At 66.2% G+C, this 15844-nt stretch carries 10 protein-coding genes; 5 read left to right on the forward strand and 5 right to left on the reverse strand.

Annotated elements, in window-relative coordinates; all coding sequences use genetic code 11:
• Positions 1–44: 44 nt before the first annotated feature.
• Genes AC2FNY_RS11175 through AC2FNY_RS11185 form a run of 3 tightly spaced genes read left to right on the forward strand, consistent with a single transcriptional unit; the run spans position 45 to position 7726 of the window.
• Positions 45–1850 (forward strand): autotransporter assembly complex protein TamA, encoded by a 1806-nt coding sequence (locus tag AC2FNY_RS11175; RefSeq protein ID WP_496802485.1) that lies wholly within the window; start codon positions 45–47, stop codon positions 1848–1850.
• Positions 1850–5932 carry a translocation/assembly module TamB domain-containing protein gene (locus AC2FNY_RS11180; protein ID WP_496802486.1) on the forward strand — a complete coding sequence of 1361 codons (4083 nt, stop codon included), beginning with the start codon at positions 1850–1852 and terminating at the stop codon, positions 5930–5932. The genes AC2FNY_RS11175 and AC2FNY_RS11180 overlap by 1 nt, the downstream gene beginning before the upstream one ends.
• A 3-nt stretch (positions 5933–5935) precedes the next feature.
• Positions 5936–7726, forward strand: coding sequence for a gamma-glutamyltransferase family protein (locus AC2FNY_RS11185; protein ID WP_496802487.1), 1791 nt, complete (start codon positions 5936–5938; stop codon positions 7724–7726).
• A 57-nt stretch (positions 7727–7783) separates the two neighbouring features.
• Here AC2FNY_RS11185 and AC2FNY_RS11190 read toward each other — a convergent pair whose 3' ends face one another.
• The 5 genes from AC2FNY_RS11190 to xylF form a co-directional block, all read right to left on the reverse strand.
• Positions 7784–8770: a Gfo/Idh/MocA family protein gene (locus AC2FNY_RS11190; RefSeq protein WP_496802488.1), complete on the reverse strand. Its 987-nt coding sequence runs from the start codon at positions 8768–8770 to the stop codon at positions 7784–7786.
• Positions 8767–9690, reverse strand: a complete 924-nt coding sequence (locus AC2FNY_RS11195; RefSeq protein ID WP_234167203.1) for an ROK family protein — start codon at positions 9688–9690, stop codon at positions 8767–8769. Before AC2FNY_RS11195 ends, AC2FNY_RS11190 begins: the two co-directional genes overlap by 4 nt.
• Before the next feature lie 2 nt (positions 9691–9692).
• Positions 9693–10460 carry an ATP-binding cassette domain-containing protein gene (locus AC2FNY_RS11200; RefSeq protein ID WP_234139296.1) on the reverse strand — a complete coding sequence of 256 codons (768 nt, stop codon included), beginning with the start codon at positions 10458–10460 and terminating at the stop codon, positions 9693–9695.
• Complete coding sequence (locus tag AC2FNY_RS11205; RefSeq protein WP_496802489.1) at positions 10460–11758, reverse strand: sugar ABC transporter permease; 1299 nt, start codon at positions 11756–11758, stop codon at positions 10460–10462. Before AC2FNY_RS11205 ends, AC2FNY_RS11200 begins: the two co-directional genes overlap by 1 nt.
• Before the next feature lie 66 nt (positions 11759–11824).
• Entirely contained in the window at positions 11825–12853 is a 1029-nt protein-coding gene (xylF, locus tag AC2FNY_RS11210; protein ID WP_234139294.1) for a D-xylose ABC transporter substrate-binding protein, read from the reverse strand.
• 208 nt (positions 12854–13061) lie between these two features.
• Between xylF and AC2FNY_RS11215 the strand changes: the two genes are divergently transcribed.
• Together AC2FNY_RS11215 and AC2FNY_RS11220 are read left to right on the forward strand one after the other, a co-directional pair.
• Entirely contained in the window at positions 13062–14267 is a 1206-nt protein-coding gene (locus AC2FNY_RS11215; RefSeq protein ID WP_496802490.1) for an ROK family transcriptional regulator, read from the forward strand.
• Positions 14257–15789, forward strand: a complete 1533-nt coding sequence (locus AC2FNY_RS11220; RefSeq protein WP_496802491.1) for a CRTAC1 family protein — start codon at positions 14257–14259, stop codon at positions 15787–15789. Before AC2FNY_RS11215 ends, AC2FNY_RS11220 begins: the two co-directional genes overlap by 11 nt.
• Positions 15790–15844 lie beyond the last annotated feature (55 nt).

The following is a 15844-nucleotide window of genomic DNA, read 5'->3' on the forward strand; positions in this document are numbered from 1 at the left end:
GGGAGGCCCGTAATCCGTAAGGCCGAGCAGTCTGGAGCCGTGGCATGAAACTGACAGGCCCCTTGGGTGTGCTTTTGCGCGGTCTCGCCACCGCGGCCATTGCCCTTTTGCCCACAACCACACTCGCCCTCGAAGCGGTGCTGACCGCACCCGGCGCCTCGGAAGAGTTGCAGGATCGTCTGCGCCAAAGCTCGTCTGCCCTTTCGGCGCCGGCACGTGGCCAGGACAGCCCCCTGGAACTGCTGTCAGCGGCACTCTCGGATTACCGTACCCTGGTTCAGGTTCTGTATGACGCCGGCCATTTCAGCCCGGTGATCCATATCCGTCTGGACGGGCGCGAGGCCGCCGGGATCGACCCGTTCTTCACACCTGAAAAGATCGGGCGGATCGAGATCGCGGTCGATCCCGGCCCCGCCTTCCGCTTTGGCACGGCGCGGGTGGAACCGCTAAGTGCCGGAACGCGCCTGCCCGAAGGCTTCGCCACCGGCCAGCCGGCCACCACCGGCGCCATCCGCGACGCGGCGCAGACAGGTATCACCGGTTGGCGCGAGGCCGGTTACGCCAAGGTCCGGATCGGCGACCAGCGCATTCGGGTGCGCCATGCCCCTGCCGAACTGGACGCCGACATTCGCCTGTTGCCAGGTCCCAAACTGCGCTTTGGCCAGATGTATGTGCAGGGCGGCAGCGACGTGACACCCAAGGCCATCGCGCGCATCGCGGGCTTTCCCAGCGGCGAGGTCTATTCGCCGGACCAGGTGCAACGGGTCGGTACCCGGCTGCGCCGTACCGGCGCCTTTGCGCTGGTCTCGGTCACCGAACACGAGACCCCCAATCCCGACGGCACGCTCGATTTCGACGCCACGTTCGAGGACCTGCCCAAGCGACGCATCACATTCGGCGCCGAACTGTCCTCGCGCGACGGGCTCGACCTGTCGGCGATCTGGATCCACCGCAACCTGTTTGGCGCCGCCGAACGTCTGCGGCTTGAGGCGACCGTGCGCAACATCGGCGGCACCGAGGATATCGACGGACGCATCGGTTTCCGCCTCGACCGGCCCGACCGGCTGGGGCCGGATGACAGCATCTTCTATATCGGCGAGGCGGAACGGCGAAACCGCACCCATTACCAGATCACCCGCGCGGTGCTGGGCATCGGCGCGCGCCGCACCTTTTCGGACACGCTTTATGCCGAGGCCGGGATCGGCCTGAGCTATGGCGATGCGGACGACGCCTATGGCACCGGGCGCAAGTTCCGCTATCTGGGGCTGCGCACGGCCCTGGAATGGGACGAGCGCGACAACAAGGTCAGCGCCACGCGGGGCTTTTACATCAATGCCGGGCTGGACCCGTTCATCGGTTTGTCAGGCACAAAGTCGGGGGCCCGGCTGACCGCCGATGGCCGCGCCTATTGGGACTTCAACACCGAAGGCCGTTTCGTGCTGGCCGGGCGGTTGCAACTCGGCTCGGTCTTTGGACCGTCGCAATCCGAGATCTCGCCCGAACTGCTGTTCTTTTCCGGCGGGGCGGGTACCGTGCGCGGCCAACCTTACGAGAGCCTCGGCCTGCCGGTGGGCGGCGCTACGGCGGGCGGCAAGTCCTTTGTCGGCCTGTCGACCGAGATCCGGGGCAAGGTGACCGAAAAGATCTCGCTGGTGGGCTTCTACGATTTCGGCACGGTGGGGGCCTCGTCCTTCATCACGTCGGGTTCGGACAGTCATGCGGGCGCCGGGCTGGGCATCCGCTATGATCTGGGCGGGCTGGGGCCGCTGCGGCTGGACCTGGCTTATCCCACCAGCGGCAACACCGATGGCGGGCTGCAATTCTATCTGGGGATCGGGCAGGCATTCTGATGAAACCGGTTGTGTATCCGCTGGCCTTCGCGCTGACCCTGTCCTCGGCCGTGGCCGAAACCCAAAGCCTGGAGGAAAGCGGCGGCCTGCTTGTCGATTTCCTTGAGGACACCTTGTCGGGCGAGGGGCGCAACATCCGTGTGCGCGGCCTTTCGGGCGCGCTCAGTTCACGCGCCACCATCGAAGAGATCACCGTCGCCGATGCCGACGGGGTCTGGCTGACCATCCGCGCGGCGGAACTGGACTGGAACCGGCTGGCGCTGCTGCGCGGGCGGTTTTCGGTCAACACGCTCACCGCCGCCGAGATCGACATTGCGCGCGCGCCCCTGCCCGTGCCCGCCGAGGTCGAACTGCCCGATGCCGCCGCCACCCCGTTCCAGGTGCCCGAACTGCCGGTCGCGGTGGAACTGGGAGAGCTTGGGGTCGAGACACTGACACTGGGCGCACCGCTGCTGGGCGTGGCCGCGACGCTGTCGATCGGAGGCAATCTGTCGCTGGCCGATGGGGCGCTTGACACCGCGCTGAGTGTGACCCGGCTGGACCGGCCCGGCGACAAGATCGACCTGGTGGCGGGCTTTGCCAACGAGACCCGGCAGATCACACTGGATCTGACCCTGACCGAGGCGGCGGGTGGCTTGATCGCAACCACTCTGGGGATCCCCGATGCCCCCGCGCTGCTTTTCAACGCCAAGGGCGCGGGGCCGATTGACGATTTCACCGCCGATATCGGGTTGAGCAGCGATGCGGTCGAACGGGTAACAGGACAGGTGCGGCTGCGCGGCACCGGAGATGAGACCGCCCCCGGCATTCTGTTTGCCGCCGAACTGGGCGGCGATGTCACGCCGCTGCTGGATCCCGCCTTTGACCCGTTCTTCGGCACCGACACCCGGTTCGCCGTCGATGGTAGTTCGCTCGCAGATGGGGCGATGCGGATCGACCGGTTCGACCTGCGCTCGGACGCGCTCGACCTGAGCGGCGCGTTGGCTCTGGCCCCTGGCGGCACGCTGGACCGCGTGGCGCTTGACGGGCGCATCACCCCGCCCGACGGGTCCAGTGTCACCCTGCCCGTGCCCGACCAGCGGATCACACTGGGCGCAGCGCAGCTGAGCGGTCGCTATGACCGAAGCGAGGGAGATGGCTGGGTTCTGGACCTGAGCGCCGAGGCGCTCGACACGCCCGATCTGCGGCTCGACCGCGCCCGGATCGGTGCCAGCGGCACCCTGACCCCGGCGGCGGGCAGCCCCACGCTGGCCGGGCAGATCGAGGCCGCGCTGGACGGGATGGCGTTTGCCGACCCAGCGCTGAAAAGCGCTCTGGGTGAGGCCGTCACGCTGACGGGTGGTTTCGAACTGCCACCCGAACGGGCGCTTTCGCTGACCGGTCTTGTCCTGCGTGGAGCCGATTTCACCGCCACTGCCGATGCGGTGATCGACGGGCTGACCTCCGGCTTCGAGATGGACGGCACCGTTGCATTGACCGCTGCCGATCTCGGCCGCTTCTCGGAACTGGCGGGGCGCGATCTGGGCGGCGAGGCCGAGGCGCGGCTGACCGGAAACGGCGCACCTCTGTCGGGTAGCTTCGACTTCGTGCTGGACGTCGAGGGGCGCGACCTGAAGACCGGCATGGCCGAGGCCGATCCCCTGCTGGTTGGCACCAGTCGCCTGCATCTGGACGCGCTGCGCGACGACACCGGTATGACGGTGCGCGCGCTGACCCTCGATTCCGCGGCGGGACAAATCGAGGCCGATGCGAAAGTCACCCAGCCCGATGGCATTCTGGCGCTGGATGGCAACCTGCGGATCGACACGCCCGACCTTGCCCCCTTCTCGGGACTGGCCGGGCGCCCGCTGAGCGGCGCCGTGGTGGCCGAGATCACCGGCAGCGCCACCCGGCTGGGCGAGGAGTTCGACCTGACCGTTGATCTGAGTGGCCGGGGCCTCTCCAGTGGCGTGGCTGATATCGACCCACTGCTGACGGGCGCGATCCGGATGAACCTCGACGCGCGCCGCGCCGGCGACGACCTGAGCCTGCGCCGATTCACGCTTGACGCGCCGGTGCTCAGCACCGAGGTGCAGGGCGAGGTGACCGGGTTGACCGGCGCACCGGCCTTTGATGGCACCGCACGCATCACGGCCCCCGATCTCGCGCCCTTCTCTGGGCTTGCCGGTCTGGAGCTTGGCGGGCAGATCCGCGCCGGGCTGGAGGGGCGCACCGCACTGAACGGCGAGAGCTTTGATCTAAGCCTCGCGCTCGATGGTGTCGACCTGCGCACCGGCATTGCCCAGGCCGACGCGCTGATCGCAGGACAAACCCGGCTGGAATTCGACGGCAGCCGCGATGCGGGCGGGATGGATATCCGCCATTTCGACCTGGACGGCAGCGCGCTCAGCGCCGAGGCCTCGGGCGCTTTTCGCGGCACCGGCAGCAACCTGCGCTTCGCCGCCCGGCTGGATGATCTCTCGCGGGTGACGCCCTCTGTCTCGGGGCCGCTCAAGCTCAGCGGCACCCTGTCACCCACCGAAACCGGCCTGCGCAGCGATATCGAGTTGCTGGGCCCCGACAGTTCCTTTGCCCGGCTGAACGGTACGGTCGATACGAATGGCGCCGCCGATCTGGAATTTGACGCCGAACTGGCGCGGCTGGAGCGCTTTGTCCCAGAACTGGCCGGGGCGTTGAAAGCGGTCGGAACCGCCACCCGCACGGGCGGCATCTGGACGGTCAACGGCAACGCGCGTGGCCCCGCCGGGATCACGGCGGATGTGGCCGGCACATTCGACGAGGGGCAAGGTACGGCAGACATGACCGCGCAGGGTCAGCTCAGCCTGGGCGCCGCCAACAGGGCGCTGGCCCCCAACAAGATCGACGGCACCGCACGGTTCGATCTGGCGCTGCGCGGCAAGCCGGGACTGGGGGCGCTGAGCGGCACCATAACCACTGCCGACTCGGCGCTTGCGATCCCCGGTCTTGGCCAGACCATCACCGGCATCGGCGGTACTGTCACCCTTGCCAACAGTGCCGCCCGGATCGACATCCGTGGCGGCGTCCGCGCCGGGGGCGGTTTTACCGTCACCGGTCCTGTCTCGCTGCTGCCGCCCTTTGACGGGCAGATCGCGGTACGGCTGAACGATCTGGTGATGACCGACAACCTCTCCTTTGAGAGCGTGTTGGGCGGGCAGATCACCCTGTCCGGGCCGCTCACCGGCAACAGCCGGCTGGCCGGGCAGATCGAGGTGGGCGAAACCAATATCAATCTCAACACCGCCTCGGGCGCAGTCGGTGCCGCTCCGATCCCGGAAGGCATGGCACATCTCGGCGAACCGGCCGCGGTATACGCAACGCGCCAGCGGGCAAAGCTGGTCGATACCGGCAATGGCGGCGGCGGCAGCTCGACCATGGCGCTGGACATCGCCATCAACGCGCCCGGCAAGGTCTATGCCCGTGGCCGGGGTCTGAATGCCGAAATGGGCGGGCGCATCCATATTGGCGGAACCAGCGCGGCGGTGGTTCCCTCGGGCCAGATCGCGCTGATCCGGGGCGATTTCAACATTCTTGGTCGTCGTCTGAAACTGACCAAGGGCGTTGTCACCCTGCAAGGCGATCTGACACCGTTTGTCGAATTCGCCTCGACCGCCACCACCTCCGAAGGTCAGGCCACGCTCAGGATCATCGGGCCGCTGGACCAACCCGAAGTCCGGGTGACCGCCGATCCCGACCGCCCCTCAGAAGAGGCGCTGGCGATGCTGCTCTTTGGCAACCAGTTCTCGCAGCTCTCACCCTTTGTCATCGCGCAGATGGCCGCCTCGCTGGCGACATTGTCCGGCCATGGAGGCGACGTCGCCAAAGGCGCAAGGGAAAAGACAGGTACAGACACGATCGAAATCGGCACGGACGCGGGCGGGGTTGGACGTCTGGGCGCCGGGGCCTATCTGAGTGACAATCTCTACACCGATTTCACCGTCAATATCGAGGGCGATACCGAGGTGAACCTGAACCTGGACGTGACCGACAACCTGACGCTCAAGGGCATGGTCGACAATTCCGGCGACACCTCGCTGGGCATCTTCTTCGAACGCGATTACTGAGCGATGCGATTTACCACCCGGCCCGAGATCGCGGGCACCTTTGCGGTTGCCACCTCGACCCACTGGATCGCCTCGGCGGTCGGTATGGGGGTGCTGGAGCGTGGCGGCAATGCCTTTGATGCGGCGGCGGCGATGGGATTTGTGCTGCATGTGGTCGAACCGCATCTGAACGGCCCGCTGGGTGACATGCCGATGCTGATCAAGCCGGCAGGCGATGTGGTGCCCACCATGGTCTGCGGCCAGGGCACCGCGCCTGCCGGGGCCACCATTGCGCATTACCGGTCCGAAGGGCTGACGCGCATTCCGGGATCAGGCCTGCTCGCCACCGTCATCCCCGGTGCCTTTGACGCCTGGATGCTGATGCTGCGCGACTATGGGACGCTGCCGCTGCGCGACATTCTGGAACCGGCCATCCACTATGCCCGGGCCGGGCATCCCGCCCTGCCCCGGGTCGCGGCCACCATCGCCGGTCTGGCGGAGTTCTTTCGCGAAGAATGGCCCAGCTCTTACGAGACCTGGTTGCCGGGCGGCAATGCCCCGCGCGCCGGGGCGCTGATGAAGAACCCGGCCCTGGCCGACACCTGGACCCGCCTTTTGACCGAGGCAGAAACGGCGCGCGGTCGCGAGGCGCAGATCGAGGCGGCGCGGGCGGCCTTCTATCGCGGTTTCGTGGCCGAGAGCATCGACCGCTATATGCGCCATGCCTGCGTGATGGATGCCGCCGGCGGGCGCCGCAAAGGGGTGCTGAGCGGCGAGGACATGGCCAACTGGCAGGCCAGCTACGAGGCGCCGATCTCGACCCGATACAAGGACTGGACCGTGTGGAAGGGTGGCCCCTGGACCCAAGGCCCGGCGCTGCTGCAATCTCTGCATCTGCTCGACGGGTTCGATCTGGACGCGCTCGACCTCAATGGCGCCGAGTTCGTACATCTGGTGACCGAGGCGATGAAGCTCTCTTTTGCCGATCGAGAAGCCTATTACGGCGACCCCGAGCACAGCGACATTCCCATGTGCACGCTGCTGTCCGCCCGCTATGCCGAAACGCGGCGCGCCCTGATCAGCACGCGGGCCGCGACCGAACAGCGCCCGGGGCTGGTGGAGGGATATGAGGGCTGGGTGGCGGCCGCGCTGCGCCATGCGCAGGAAATCTATATCTCGGCCGGGGGAACCGGCGCGGGAGAACCGACCATGGCGCATCTGAGCCAGCGCAAGGGCGACACGGTGCATCTGGATGTGATCGACCGCTGGGGCAACATGGTCTCGGCCACGCCCTCGGGCGGCTGGTTGCAAAGCGCGCCGGTGGTGCCGGGGCTCGGGATGCCGCTGAACAGCCGGGCACAGATGTTCTGGCTGGACGAGGGACTGCCAACCTCGCTGGCGCCGGGGCGCCGCCCGCGCACCACACTGTCGCCTTCGATGGCGCGGGGACCGGACGGGACCGAGTTGGCCTTTGGCACGCCGGGCGGCGACCAGCAGGACCAGTGGCAGTTGATCTATCTTTTGCGGCTGGTGCATGGCGGGCTGAACCTGCAAGAGGCAATTGACGCACCCTTGTTTCATACTGGTCATTTCCAGAGCTCGTTCTACCCGCGCGAGGTTCAACCCGGGCATCTGATGGTGGAACCAACCCTGGGCGAGGCGGCAATTGCCGAGCTGCGCAAACGGGGGCACCGGGTCGAAGTGGCCGAACCCTGGAGCGTCGGCCGCCTCACCGCTGCCAGCCGCCTGTCAGACGGCACGCTGCGCGCAGCGGCAACGCCCCGCTTGATGCAGGCCTATGCAATCGGACGCTGAGCGCCGGAATTCTGCAAGAATTCCGGGCCGTTTTCCGGGCCGGAAAACGGTGCCGCGCTAGGCGCGGCTGGGCGTAGCTGCGGCATAGATCGCGTCGATCACCTCCTGTACCCTGCGAGACATCTCCAGCGGAAAGACCTCGCCCGCACCCCGGGTCGCCCGGACGAAAGCATCCACCTGCGCCTCGTACTGGTTGATACCCGGAAAGCGAAACACCTGCCGCGACCCTGCTTTCTGATCGTGCAGCACCACCTCGTCAAACCCGTAGAGACCAGCGTTGAACGGGGTTGGCACGTCGATCCAGCCGATCTCGCCAAAGAAGCGCATCGACTGATAGGCGGCCATCTGGGTCGCCACATGGAAATCCAGATCGAACCCGTCAAAGCCAACCGTGGCGCGGGCAAGGATATCGGTGCCGAACTCGGGCGAGTATTCGACCCGCGCCGCGGCCCGGCGCATCTCTGCCCCGGTTGCCAAGAGGGTCGTCACCACCGGATAGACGCCGATATCGGGTAGCGCGCCACCTCCCAATTCGGGCCGGTTGCGCATGTTGTCCGGGTCCGTGTTGTGATAGGAAAACCCGCCGGTGACCTGCCGCAGCGGGCCGATGGCGCCGCTGGCGATCAGGTCGCGTACCTTGTGCCATTGCGGGTGATACCAGACCATGAAGGCCTCGGACACCACCCGGCCCGAGGCATCGCGGGCCGCGATGACCCGGTCGATCTGCTCGGCCCTCAACGCGATGGGCTTCTCGCAGAGCACGTGTTTGCCCGCCTCGACCGCGCGGATCGCCCATTCAACGTGCTGGGCGGTGGGCAGCGGGATATAGACCCCGTCCACATCCGGATCGGACAGCAGCGCATCGTAAGCGTCATACCAGCGCGCGGCCGAGAACCGTGCCGCCTGTGCCTGCGCCCGGCCCGCGTCGCGGCTGGCGATGGCGTGGATCACGCCGGTTTCTGATCGGGCTATGGCGGGCATCACCTGTTCGCGCGCGATCTTGGCCGTCGACAGGATACCCCATCGGAACAAGGGGTCGGTCATGCGCTTTCCTCCATCAGCCGGGCCGCGCCGCTAAGCGCCGCGGCATCGTCAGCGATCAGACGCACCGGCACCCGGTCAAGGTGGTCGGCAAAACGCCCGTCCGCCTCGAAGGCCGACAGGAATTCCGTCCGGGCCGCCGAGCCAAGGATACCGCGCGCAGCACCACCTGCGAAGTGGATGCCCCGGAACGGCAGATACTGGAACACCAGCTCTCGTGCGAAAAGCCCCAGCAACCGCGCGGTCAGCGTCACCGTGGCCGCTGCCTGCGGGTCGCCGCCGGTGGCATAGTCCGCCAGGATGTCCTGTCCGCGCCGCTCCTGTCCTGACAGGATCTGGTGCAACCGCGACAGGCCCCGACCCGAGAACAGGCATTCGTTGGTGCGAAACCCGCCCGCCGCATCGCCAATCTGCGCGCGCAGTTCCTCGGCGATGGCCAGCGGCAGGCTGGCATGACCCAGTTCGGCCTCGACCACCGCGCCGCCCTTGAGCAGGCAGGTGTTGAAACCGGTGCCAAGTCCCGCCACCAGCGCCTGATCGTTCGAGGGCTGCGCCGCACCGGCGCGGATCACGTCAAGCTGCGCCGCCGTCAGCCCCGGCAGCGCATGGCCCAGCGCCACCAGATCGTTGATCAGCCGCGCCGGAATACCCCCCTGCCCCGGCAATGGCGCGGCCAGCTCTGCCGCGTCGAAATGCCAGTTCCTGTTGGTCAGCTCGGCCCGTCCACCCGCCACGGGTCCGGCCACCGCAACACAGACACCGCGCAGGCCCGGCAAGGTGCGGCCCCGCGCATAGGCGTCCAGAACCTCGGCGAAAGAGCCATAGGCATCGTTGGCGAACCGGGTCAGATGCACCAACTGCCCGGCGCTGGCCAGCGCGACGCGGGTATTGGTGCCCCCCACATCTGCCACCAGAACCGTCATGGTCACGCCTCGGCCTGCTCGCCCGGGTGCTTGCCCAGGATGATCATGCCCAGCAGGTCGTCATCGGTGACCTTGTCCACGTCCACCGTGCCCACCAGTTGGCCGTTCTTCATGACGCTGGCCCGGTCGCAGAGTTTCATCACGTCGTGGATGTCGTGACTGATCAGGAAGATGCCGATGCCCTGCGCCTTGAGCTGCTCGATCAGCTCGGCAACCATTTGCGTTTCATGCGGGCCAAGCGCGGCGGTCGGCTCGTCCATGATCAGGATGCGGGCATCGAAATAGACCGCGCGGGCGATGGCGACCGACTGGCGCTGACCGCCAGACAGGGCCGAGACCGGCTCGTTGAACTTCTTGAAGTTGGGATTGAGCCGCGCCATGATCTTGCGCGTCTCGGCCTCCATCGCGTCGTCATCGACCAGCCCGAAGGGCGTCACCAACTCGCGCCCCAGAAACAGGTTCGAGGCCGCATCGAGGTTATCCGCCAGCGCCAGTGTCTGATATATCGTCTCGATATTGTAACGCCTTGCGTCGCGGGGATTGTGGATCTCGGCGCGCTCTCCGTTGATGCGGATCTCGCCCGAGTCCATGCGATAGGCGCCCGAGAGGATCTTGATCAGCGTCGATTTGCCGGCGCCGTTATGACCCAAGAGGCCCACGACCTCGCCCGGATAGAGATTGACGCTGACATGGTCGACCGCGTGTACGCCGCCGAACGAGATGCAGATGTCGCGCATCTCGACCAAGGGTGTTCCCGTTCTGTCAATCATCACCGTGCCCCCGTCTTTTTGCGATAGAGAATGTCGATCAGAACCGCCAGTACCAGAACCGCGCCCACGACGATGTTCTGCAAGGGCGCGTCGACCCCGACCATGGCCATGCCCGATTGCAGCGACTGCATGATCAGCGCGCCCAGGATGGCCCCGTGGATGGTGCCGAACCCGCCCGCCAGCGCGGTGCCGCCGATCACGGCCGCCGCGATCACGCGCAGCTCGTCCAGCGTGCCGATGTCGTTGGAATGGTTGGTCAGGCGGGCCGAGGCCACCACCGCCGAGATGGCACAGAGCGCACCCATCAGGGCGAAAATCTTGACCGTCAGCAACCGCGTGTTGATGCCGCTCAGTTCCGCCGCATCGGGGTTGCCGCCAGTGGCAAAGATATAGCGGCCAAGCCGGGTGCGCCGCGCCAGCATGGTCATGCCGACCGCGATAAAGATCAGCAGCAGCACCGAGATCGGGATGCCATAGGCCTCGGTATAGCCTTCGGGCAGGGTCAGGCCCTGTGCCTCGAAATCGCGCTTGAGCCGGGCCAGCGGCACCTCATAGGCGTTCAGGATGGCGACAAAGCCAAGGATCGCGCCCGAGATCAGTGCCGCCAGAACCCCCTCGGCCCAGAGCGGCTTGACCGGGAAGCCATGACGGAGCTTGTTCTTGCGGCTGGCCCACAGCCCGTAGAGCGCGGCGGCCAGCGCCAGCAGACCGGCAACCCAGGACCAGGTGGCACCCAGCGTGCCATTGATGCCGCCGAACTTCATGAAGGTCGGGTCCAGCGGGCCGATGGTCTTGCCGCTGGTCATGTACCAGCCGACATTGCGCCAGATCAGCAGGCCGCCCAGCGTCACGATAAAGGCGGGGATGGTCAGATAACCCACCAGCCAGCCGTGAAAGGCGCCGATCAGCGTACCAACGAGGATGCCAAAGACAATCGTCACCCAGGGGATCAGCGGATGGCCCAGCCCCAGGCCCAGCATGTTGGGCAGGATCTCGGTCTGGGTCATCGCCATCACCGCCGAGCAGGTCGCCAGAAGCGCGCCGACGCTCAGGTCGATATGACGGGTGACGATGACGAACACCATGCCGGTGGCCATGATCGCGACCGAAACGGTCTGGATGGTCAGGTTGAAGATGTTGCGCGGTGTCAGGAAACGGCCGCCGGTCACAAGGTCGAAGCCGATGCACAGGATCGCGAAGGCACCGATCATGCCGAGAAGGCGCAGATCAAGTTCCAGCGTCTGAACAAAGGATTTCTTGGGATGTGCCGGGGACAGCTCCGCCTCGGAATGAGTCATGGGATGTCCTGCGATTTTGGGGGTCTCACCCCAAAGCAGGGTGAGACCGGTCGTGTTGGAAAGGGATCAGTTGCAGGGTGCGGGACCGTTGGTCACGCCCTGGCACAGGGTTTCCTGGGTGATCCAGCCAGCGTCGACAACAACCGACAGGTTGTCCTTGGTGATCGGCAGCGGTTCGAGGAACATCGCGTTCATCTTGGTGCCACCCGGCGAGGTCCAGTCGTCGGCGCCACCGATGGCGTTCATCTTGGTGCCTTCGGCCAGCGACACGGCGATGCGCGCAGCGGCGCGGCCCAGATCGCGGGCATCCTTCCAGACCGAAACGGTCTGGGTGCCCTTGGCCACCCGGTTCAGTGCGGCATGATCGCCGTCCTGACCCGAGACCGGCAGCCCTTCCATGCCTTGCGCGGTCAGCGCGGCCACAACGCCGCCGGCGGTGCCGTCGTTCGAGGCGACAACCGCGTCGACACCGTTGTCGGTGGCGGTCAGGATCTGTTCCATGTTGCGCTGTGCGTTGGCGGGAAGCCAGCCGTCGGTATAGGCCTCGCCCACGATGGTGATGTCACCCTTGTCGATGGCGGCTTGCAGCACTTCCTGCTGGCCACCACGCAGGAAATCCGCGTTCGGGTCAGTGGGCGAACCCTTGATCATCACGTAGCGGCCGGTGGGCGCGGCCTCGAGCACGGCGCGGGCCTGCATCCGGCCCACTTCGACGTTGTCGAAGGTCAGGTAGAAGGCGCGGCTGTCTTCGATCAGGCGGTCATAGCCCACGACCGGGATGCCCTCGTCGGCTGCGGCCTGCACCGCGGGGCCGATGGCCTGCGCGTCCTGCGCAAGAATGATCAGCGCGGTCGCGCCTTGCGCGATCAGGCTCTCCACGTCCGACAGCTGCTTGGCCGAAGAGCTTTGCGCATCCGCCGAGATATACTTGGCGCCCTTGGATTCCAGCTCGGCCTTGATCGCGGCCTCGTCGGTTTTCCAGCGCTCCTCCTGGAAGTTTGACCAACTGACGCCCACGACGACATCGGCCGCCATGGCCACGGTTCCCAGCATGGCGCTGACGATCACCGCGGATGCGGTTGCATAGAGTTTCATTCTGTCCTCCCAAATCGGTTGCAGCCGCACGCCATTCCTTGCCTCGGGCGGGGCCGGTGCAAGGATCGTGTGTTATTTTAATTTGAATGTCAAATTAAATAAGTTAGGCTTGAGGCTCAGGACCTGTCGCTAAGGGCTTGGCCCGGCATCGTCCGCTGGCTAGGATCCCGAAACCGGTGACGGGAAAAGACAGGAAGGACACGTATAAATGGCTGTGATGCAAAGGGAATATGGTCGCCGCACCTTGCTGCGCCGGATCCGGCACGCGGGTCGTATCCCCCGGATCGAACTGTCCGACCTGACCGGCATCAGCCGCGCGACGGTCACCACGATCACCGCAGAATTGCTGTCGCATGGCCTGATCGAAGAGGTTCAGCGCGACGAGGCCGGACCGGATTCCCGCCGGGGTCGCCCGCGCGTCGATCTCAAGATTCGCGGCGCCGCGCATCTGGTGGCGGGGGTCAAGGTCTCGCATCATAAACTGTCGCTGGTGCTTCTGGATTTCGAAGGCGAACAGCTTGCTGCCGAAGAATGTGACCTGCCCGCCCCCGTCAACGCCCCCGAGGTGCTGGCCGAGGCAATCCGGGATGCGGTCAGCCATCTGGCAACCGTCGCCGGACGCCGCGCGGACGAGGTTTCAGGCGTCGGCATCGGCATCGCCGGCATCGTCGAGGCGACCGACGGGTTTGTGCACTGGTCACCGTCTCTCTCGACCCGCAATGTCGATTTCGGCGCGCTGCTGACACGGACACTCGGCACCCCTTGTTTCATCGACAACGACGCCAATCTGGTGGCGGTGGCCGAACAGACCTTTGGCCTGGGGCGCGAGCACAAGGATTTTCTGGTCGTCACCATCGAAAGCGGCGTCGGCCTGGGCATGGTGATCGGCGGCGCGCTTTATCGCGGCACGCGCGGCTGTGGCGCCGAATTCGGCCATACCAAGGTGCAATTGAACGGCGCGCTCTGCCGTTGTGGCCAGCGCGGCTGTCTCGAGGCCTATGTCGCCGATTACGCGCTGTTGCGCGAGGCGACGCTTGTCAGCGGTCTCTCGGCCGAGGGTGACGCAGCAACACGGGTCGAGACCCTGTTGAATGCCGCCCGAACGGGTGACGCCACCGCGCGCAGCATTCTGGACCGCGCAGGCCAGATCTTTGCCATGGGGCTGGCCAATCTGGTCAACATCTTCGACCCCGAACTGATCATCCTTGCCGGTGAACAGATGCAGCTCGACCATCTCTATGCCGACGCGGTGATCGATGCGATGCGCAAATCCATCGTGCAGGTGGACAAGGCCCCGCCCGAGGTGGTGGTGCATAAATGGGGCGATCTGATGTGGGCGCGCGGGGCGGCGGCCTATGCGCTGGATCAGGTGTCGGAACTGGCCTTGGATAGGCTGGACAAAGATGCGGCTTGAACTCCTCGCGCTGTTTCTCGCTGCCGCCCCCGCGCTGGCCGACCCGGTGTTCCGCCCTGTGCCGGTACCCGAGCATATCTATGCGGGCGGATGGGAGCATTTCGTCGGCGGCGGGCTGGCGGTGTTCGACTGCGACGGCGACGGTCTGCCGGAACTGCTGGCGGCGGGTGGCGAAAACGCGGCCACCCTGTTGCGCAACCGTTCTGACAACACGGCATTGCGGTTCGAGACCGAAACGCCCGAGGCGCTGGCCGAACCGGGCATGATCGGCGCCTATCCCCTGGATATCGACAGCGACGGCTACATCGACCTGGCGGTGCTGCGGGTGGGTCCGAACCAACTGTTGCGCGGCGGTCCCGAGTGCAGCTTTGCCCCGTTCGAGGGGTTGGGTTTCACCAGCGGTGACCGCTGGACCACTGCCTTTTCCGCCACATGGGAGGCGGGGCAGAGCCTGCCGACGCTGGCCTTTGGCAATTATGTCGACCGCAGCAACCCAAACGGCCCGTTCGGCACCTGCGACGTAAACCTCCTCTACCGGCCCGAGGGCGACCACTATGGCCCGCCCCAAGTGCTGGAGCCGGGGTATTGCCCGCTCTCGATGCTGTTCAGCGACTGGGCGCAGCAGGGCCGGACCGACCTGCGGGTCAGCAACGACCGGCACTATTATGTCTCGGAGGGCGAGGAACAGATGTGGGCGATGGGGTCCACGCCCCGCCTGCTCGGCCCCGCCGACGGCTGGATCAGCCACAAACTCTGGGGCATGGGCATCGCCCAGCGCGATCTGGACCGCGATGGGAACCAAGAGGTGTTCCTGTCCTCTATGGGCGACCAGCGCCTGCAACGGAGGGCCGGGAACGGCGCGGAATTCACGGATGTGCCCTATGCCATGGGCACCACCGCCCACCGGCCCTATACCGGCGGCGACGGGCGACCCTCGACCGGCTGGCATATCGGGATCGGCGATGTGCAGAATGACGGGCTGGACGATGTCTTCATCACCAAGGGCAATGTCGAACAGATGCCCGATGCGGCGATGGAGGATCCCAACAACCTGCTGATCCAGCAACCCGACGGCACCTTTGCCGAAGCCGGAGAGCGCGCCGGTATCGCCAGCCTGCATCGCGGGCGCGGCGGGGCGTTGGTCGATCTGAACGTCGACGGGCGGCTCGACATTGCCGTGGTCAACCGCCGCGCGCCGCTGGAGGTCTGGCAGAATGTCACCGCAGACACCGGCCACTGGCTGGCGCTGGCGCTGGAACAACCCGGCCCCAACCGCGACGCCATCGGCGCCTGGATCGAGGTCACGGCCGGTTCGGCCCCGCCACAGCCGCGCGAGATCACAGTGGGCGGCGGTCATGCCGGTGGTGCGGCGAGGTTCCAACATTTCGGGTTGGGCGCTGCACGAGACATCTCAATTCGGGTGATCTGGCCCGATGGCACCCAATCCGCCCCGCTTGAGGTCGCCCCAGACCAATCGCTGACGGTGATCCGCGACGGCACATCCCTCGAGGCAAGGCGCTAGCCCCTTCATTTCGCCCAAAATACTCCCGCCGGAGGCATAGATTTTTCGTCGAAAA

It is taken from the genome of Ruegeria sp. BHSC223, from assembly GCF_059613025.1.

Coding starts and splice junctions, on each gene's coding strand:
- AC2FNY_RS11175 (WP_496802485.1), top strand. CDS start 45: ATGAAACTGACAGGCCCCTTGGGTGTGCTTTTGCGCGGTCTCGCCACC.
- AC2FNY_RS11180 (WP_496802486.1), top strand. CDS start 1,850: ATGAAACCGGTTGTGTATCCGCTGGCCTTCGCGCTGACCCTGTCCTCG.
- AC2FNY_RS11185 (WP_496802487.1), top strand. CDS start 5,936: ATGCGATTTACCACCCGGCCCGAGATCGCGGGCACCTTTGCGGTTGCC.
- AC2FNY_RS11190 (WP_496802488.1), bottom strand. CDS start 8,770: ATGACCGACCCCTTGTTCCGATGGGGTATCCTGTCGACGGCCAAGATC.
- AC2FNY_RS11195 (WP_234167203.1), bottom strand. CDS start 9,690: ATGACGGTTCTGGTGGCAGATGTGGGGGGCACCAATACCCGCGTCGCG.
- AC2FNY_RS11200 (WP_234139296.1), bottom strand. CDS start 10,460: ATGATTGACAGAACGGGAACACCCTTGGTCGAGATGCGCGACATCTGC.
- AC2FNY_RS11205 (WP_496802489.1), bottom strand. CDS start 11,758: ATGACTCATTCCGAGGCGGAGCTGTCCCCGGCACATCCCAAGAAATCC.
- xylF (WP_234139294.1), bottom strand. CDS start 12,853: ATGAAACTCTATGCAACCGCATCCGCGGTGATCGTCAGCGCCATGCTG.
- AC2FNY_RS11215 (WP_496802490.1), top strand. CDS start 13,062: ATGGCTGTGATGCAAAGGGAATATGGTCGCCGCACCTTGCTGCGCCGG.
- AC2FNY_RS11220 (WP_496802491.1), top strand. CDS start 14,257: ATGCGGCTTGAACTCCTCGCGCTGTTTCTCGCTGCCGCCCCCGCGCTG.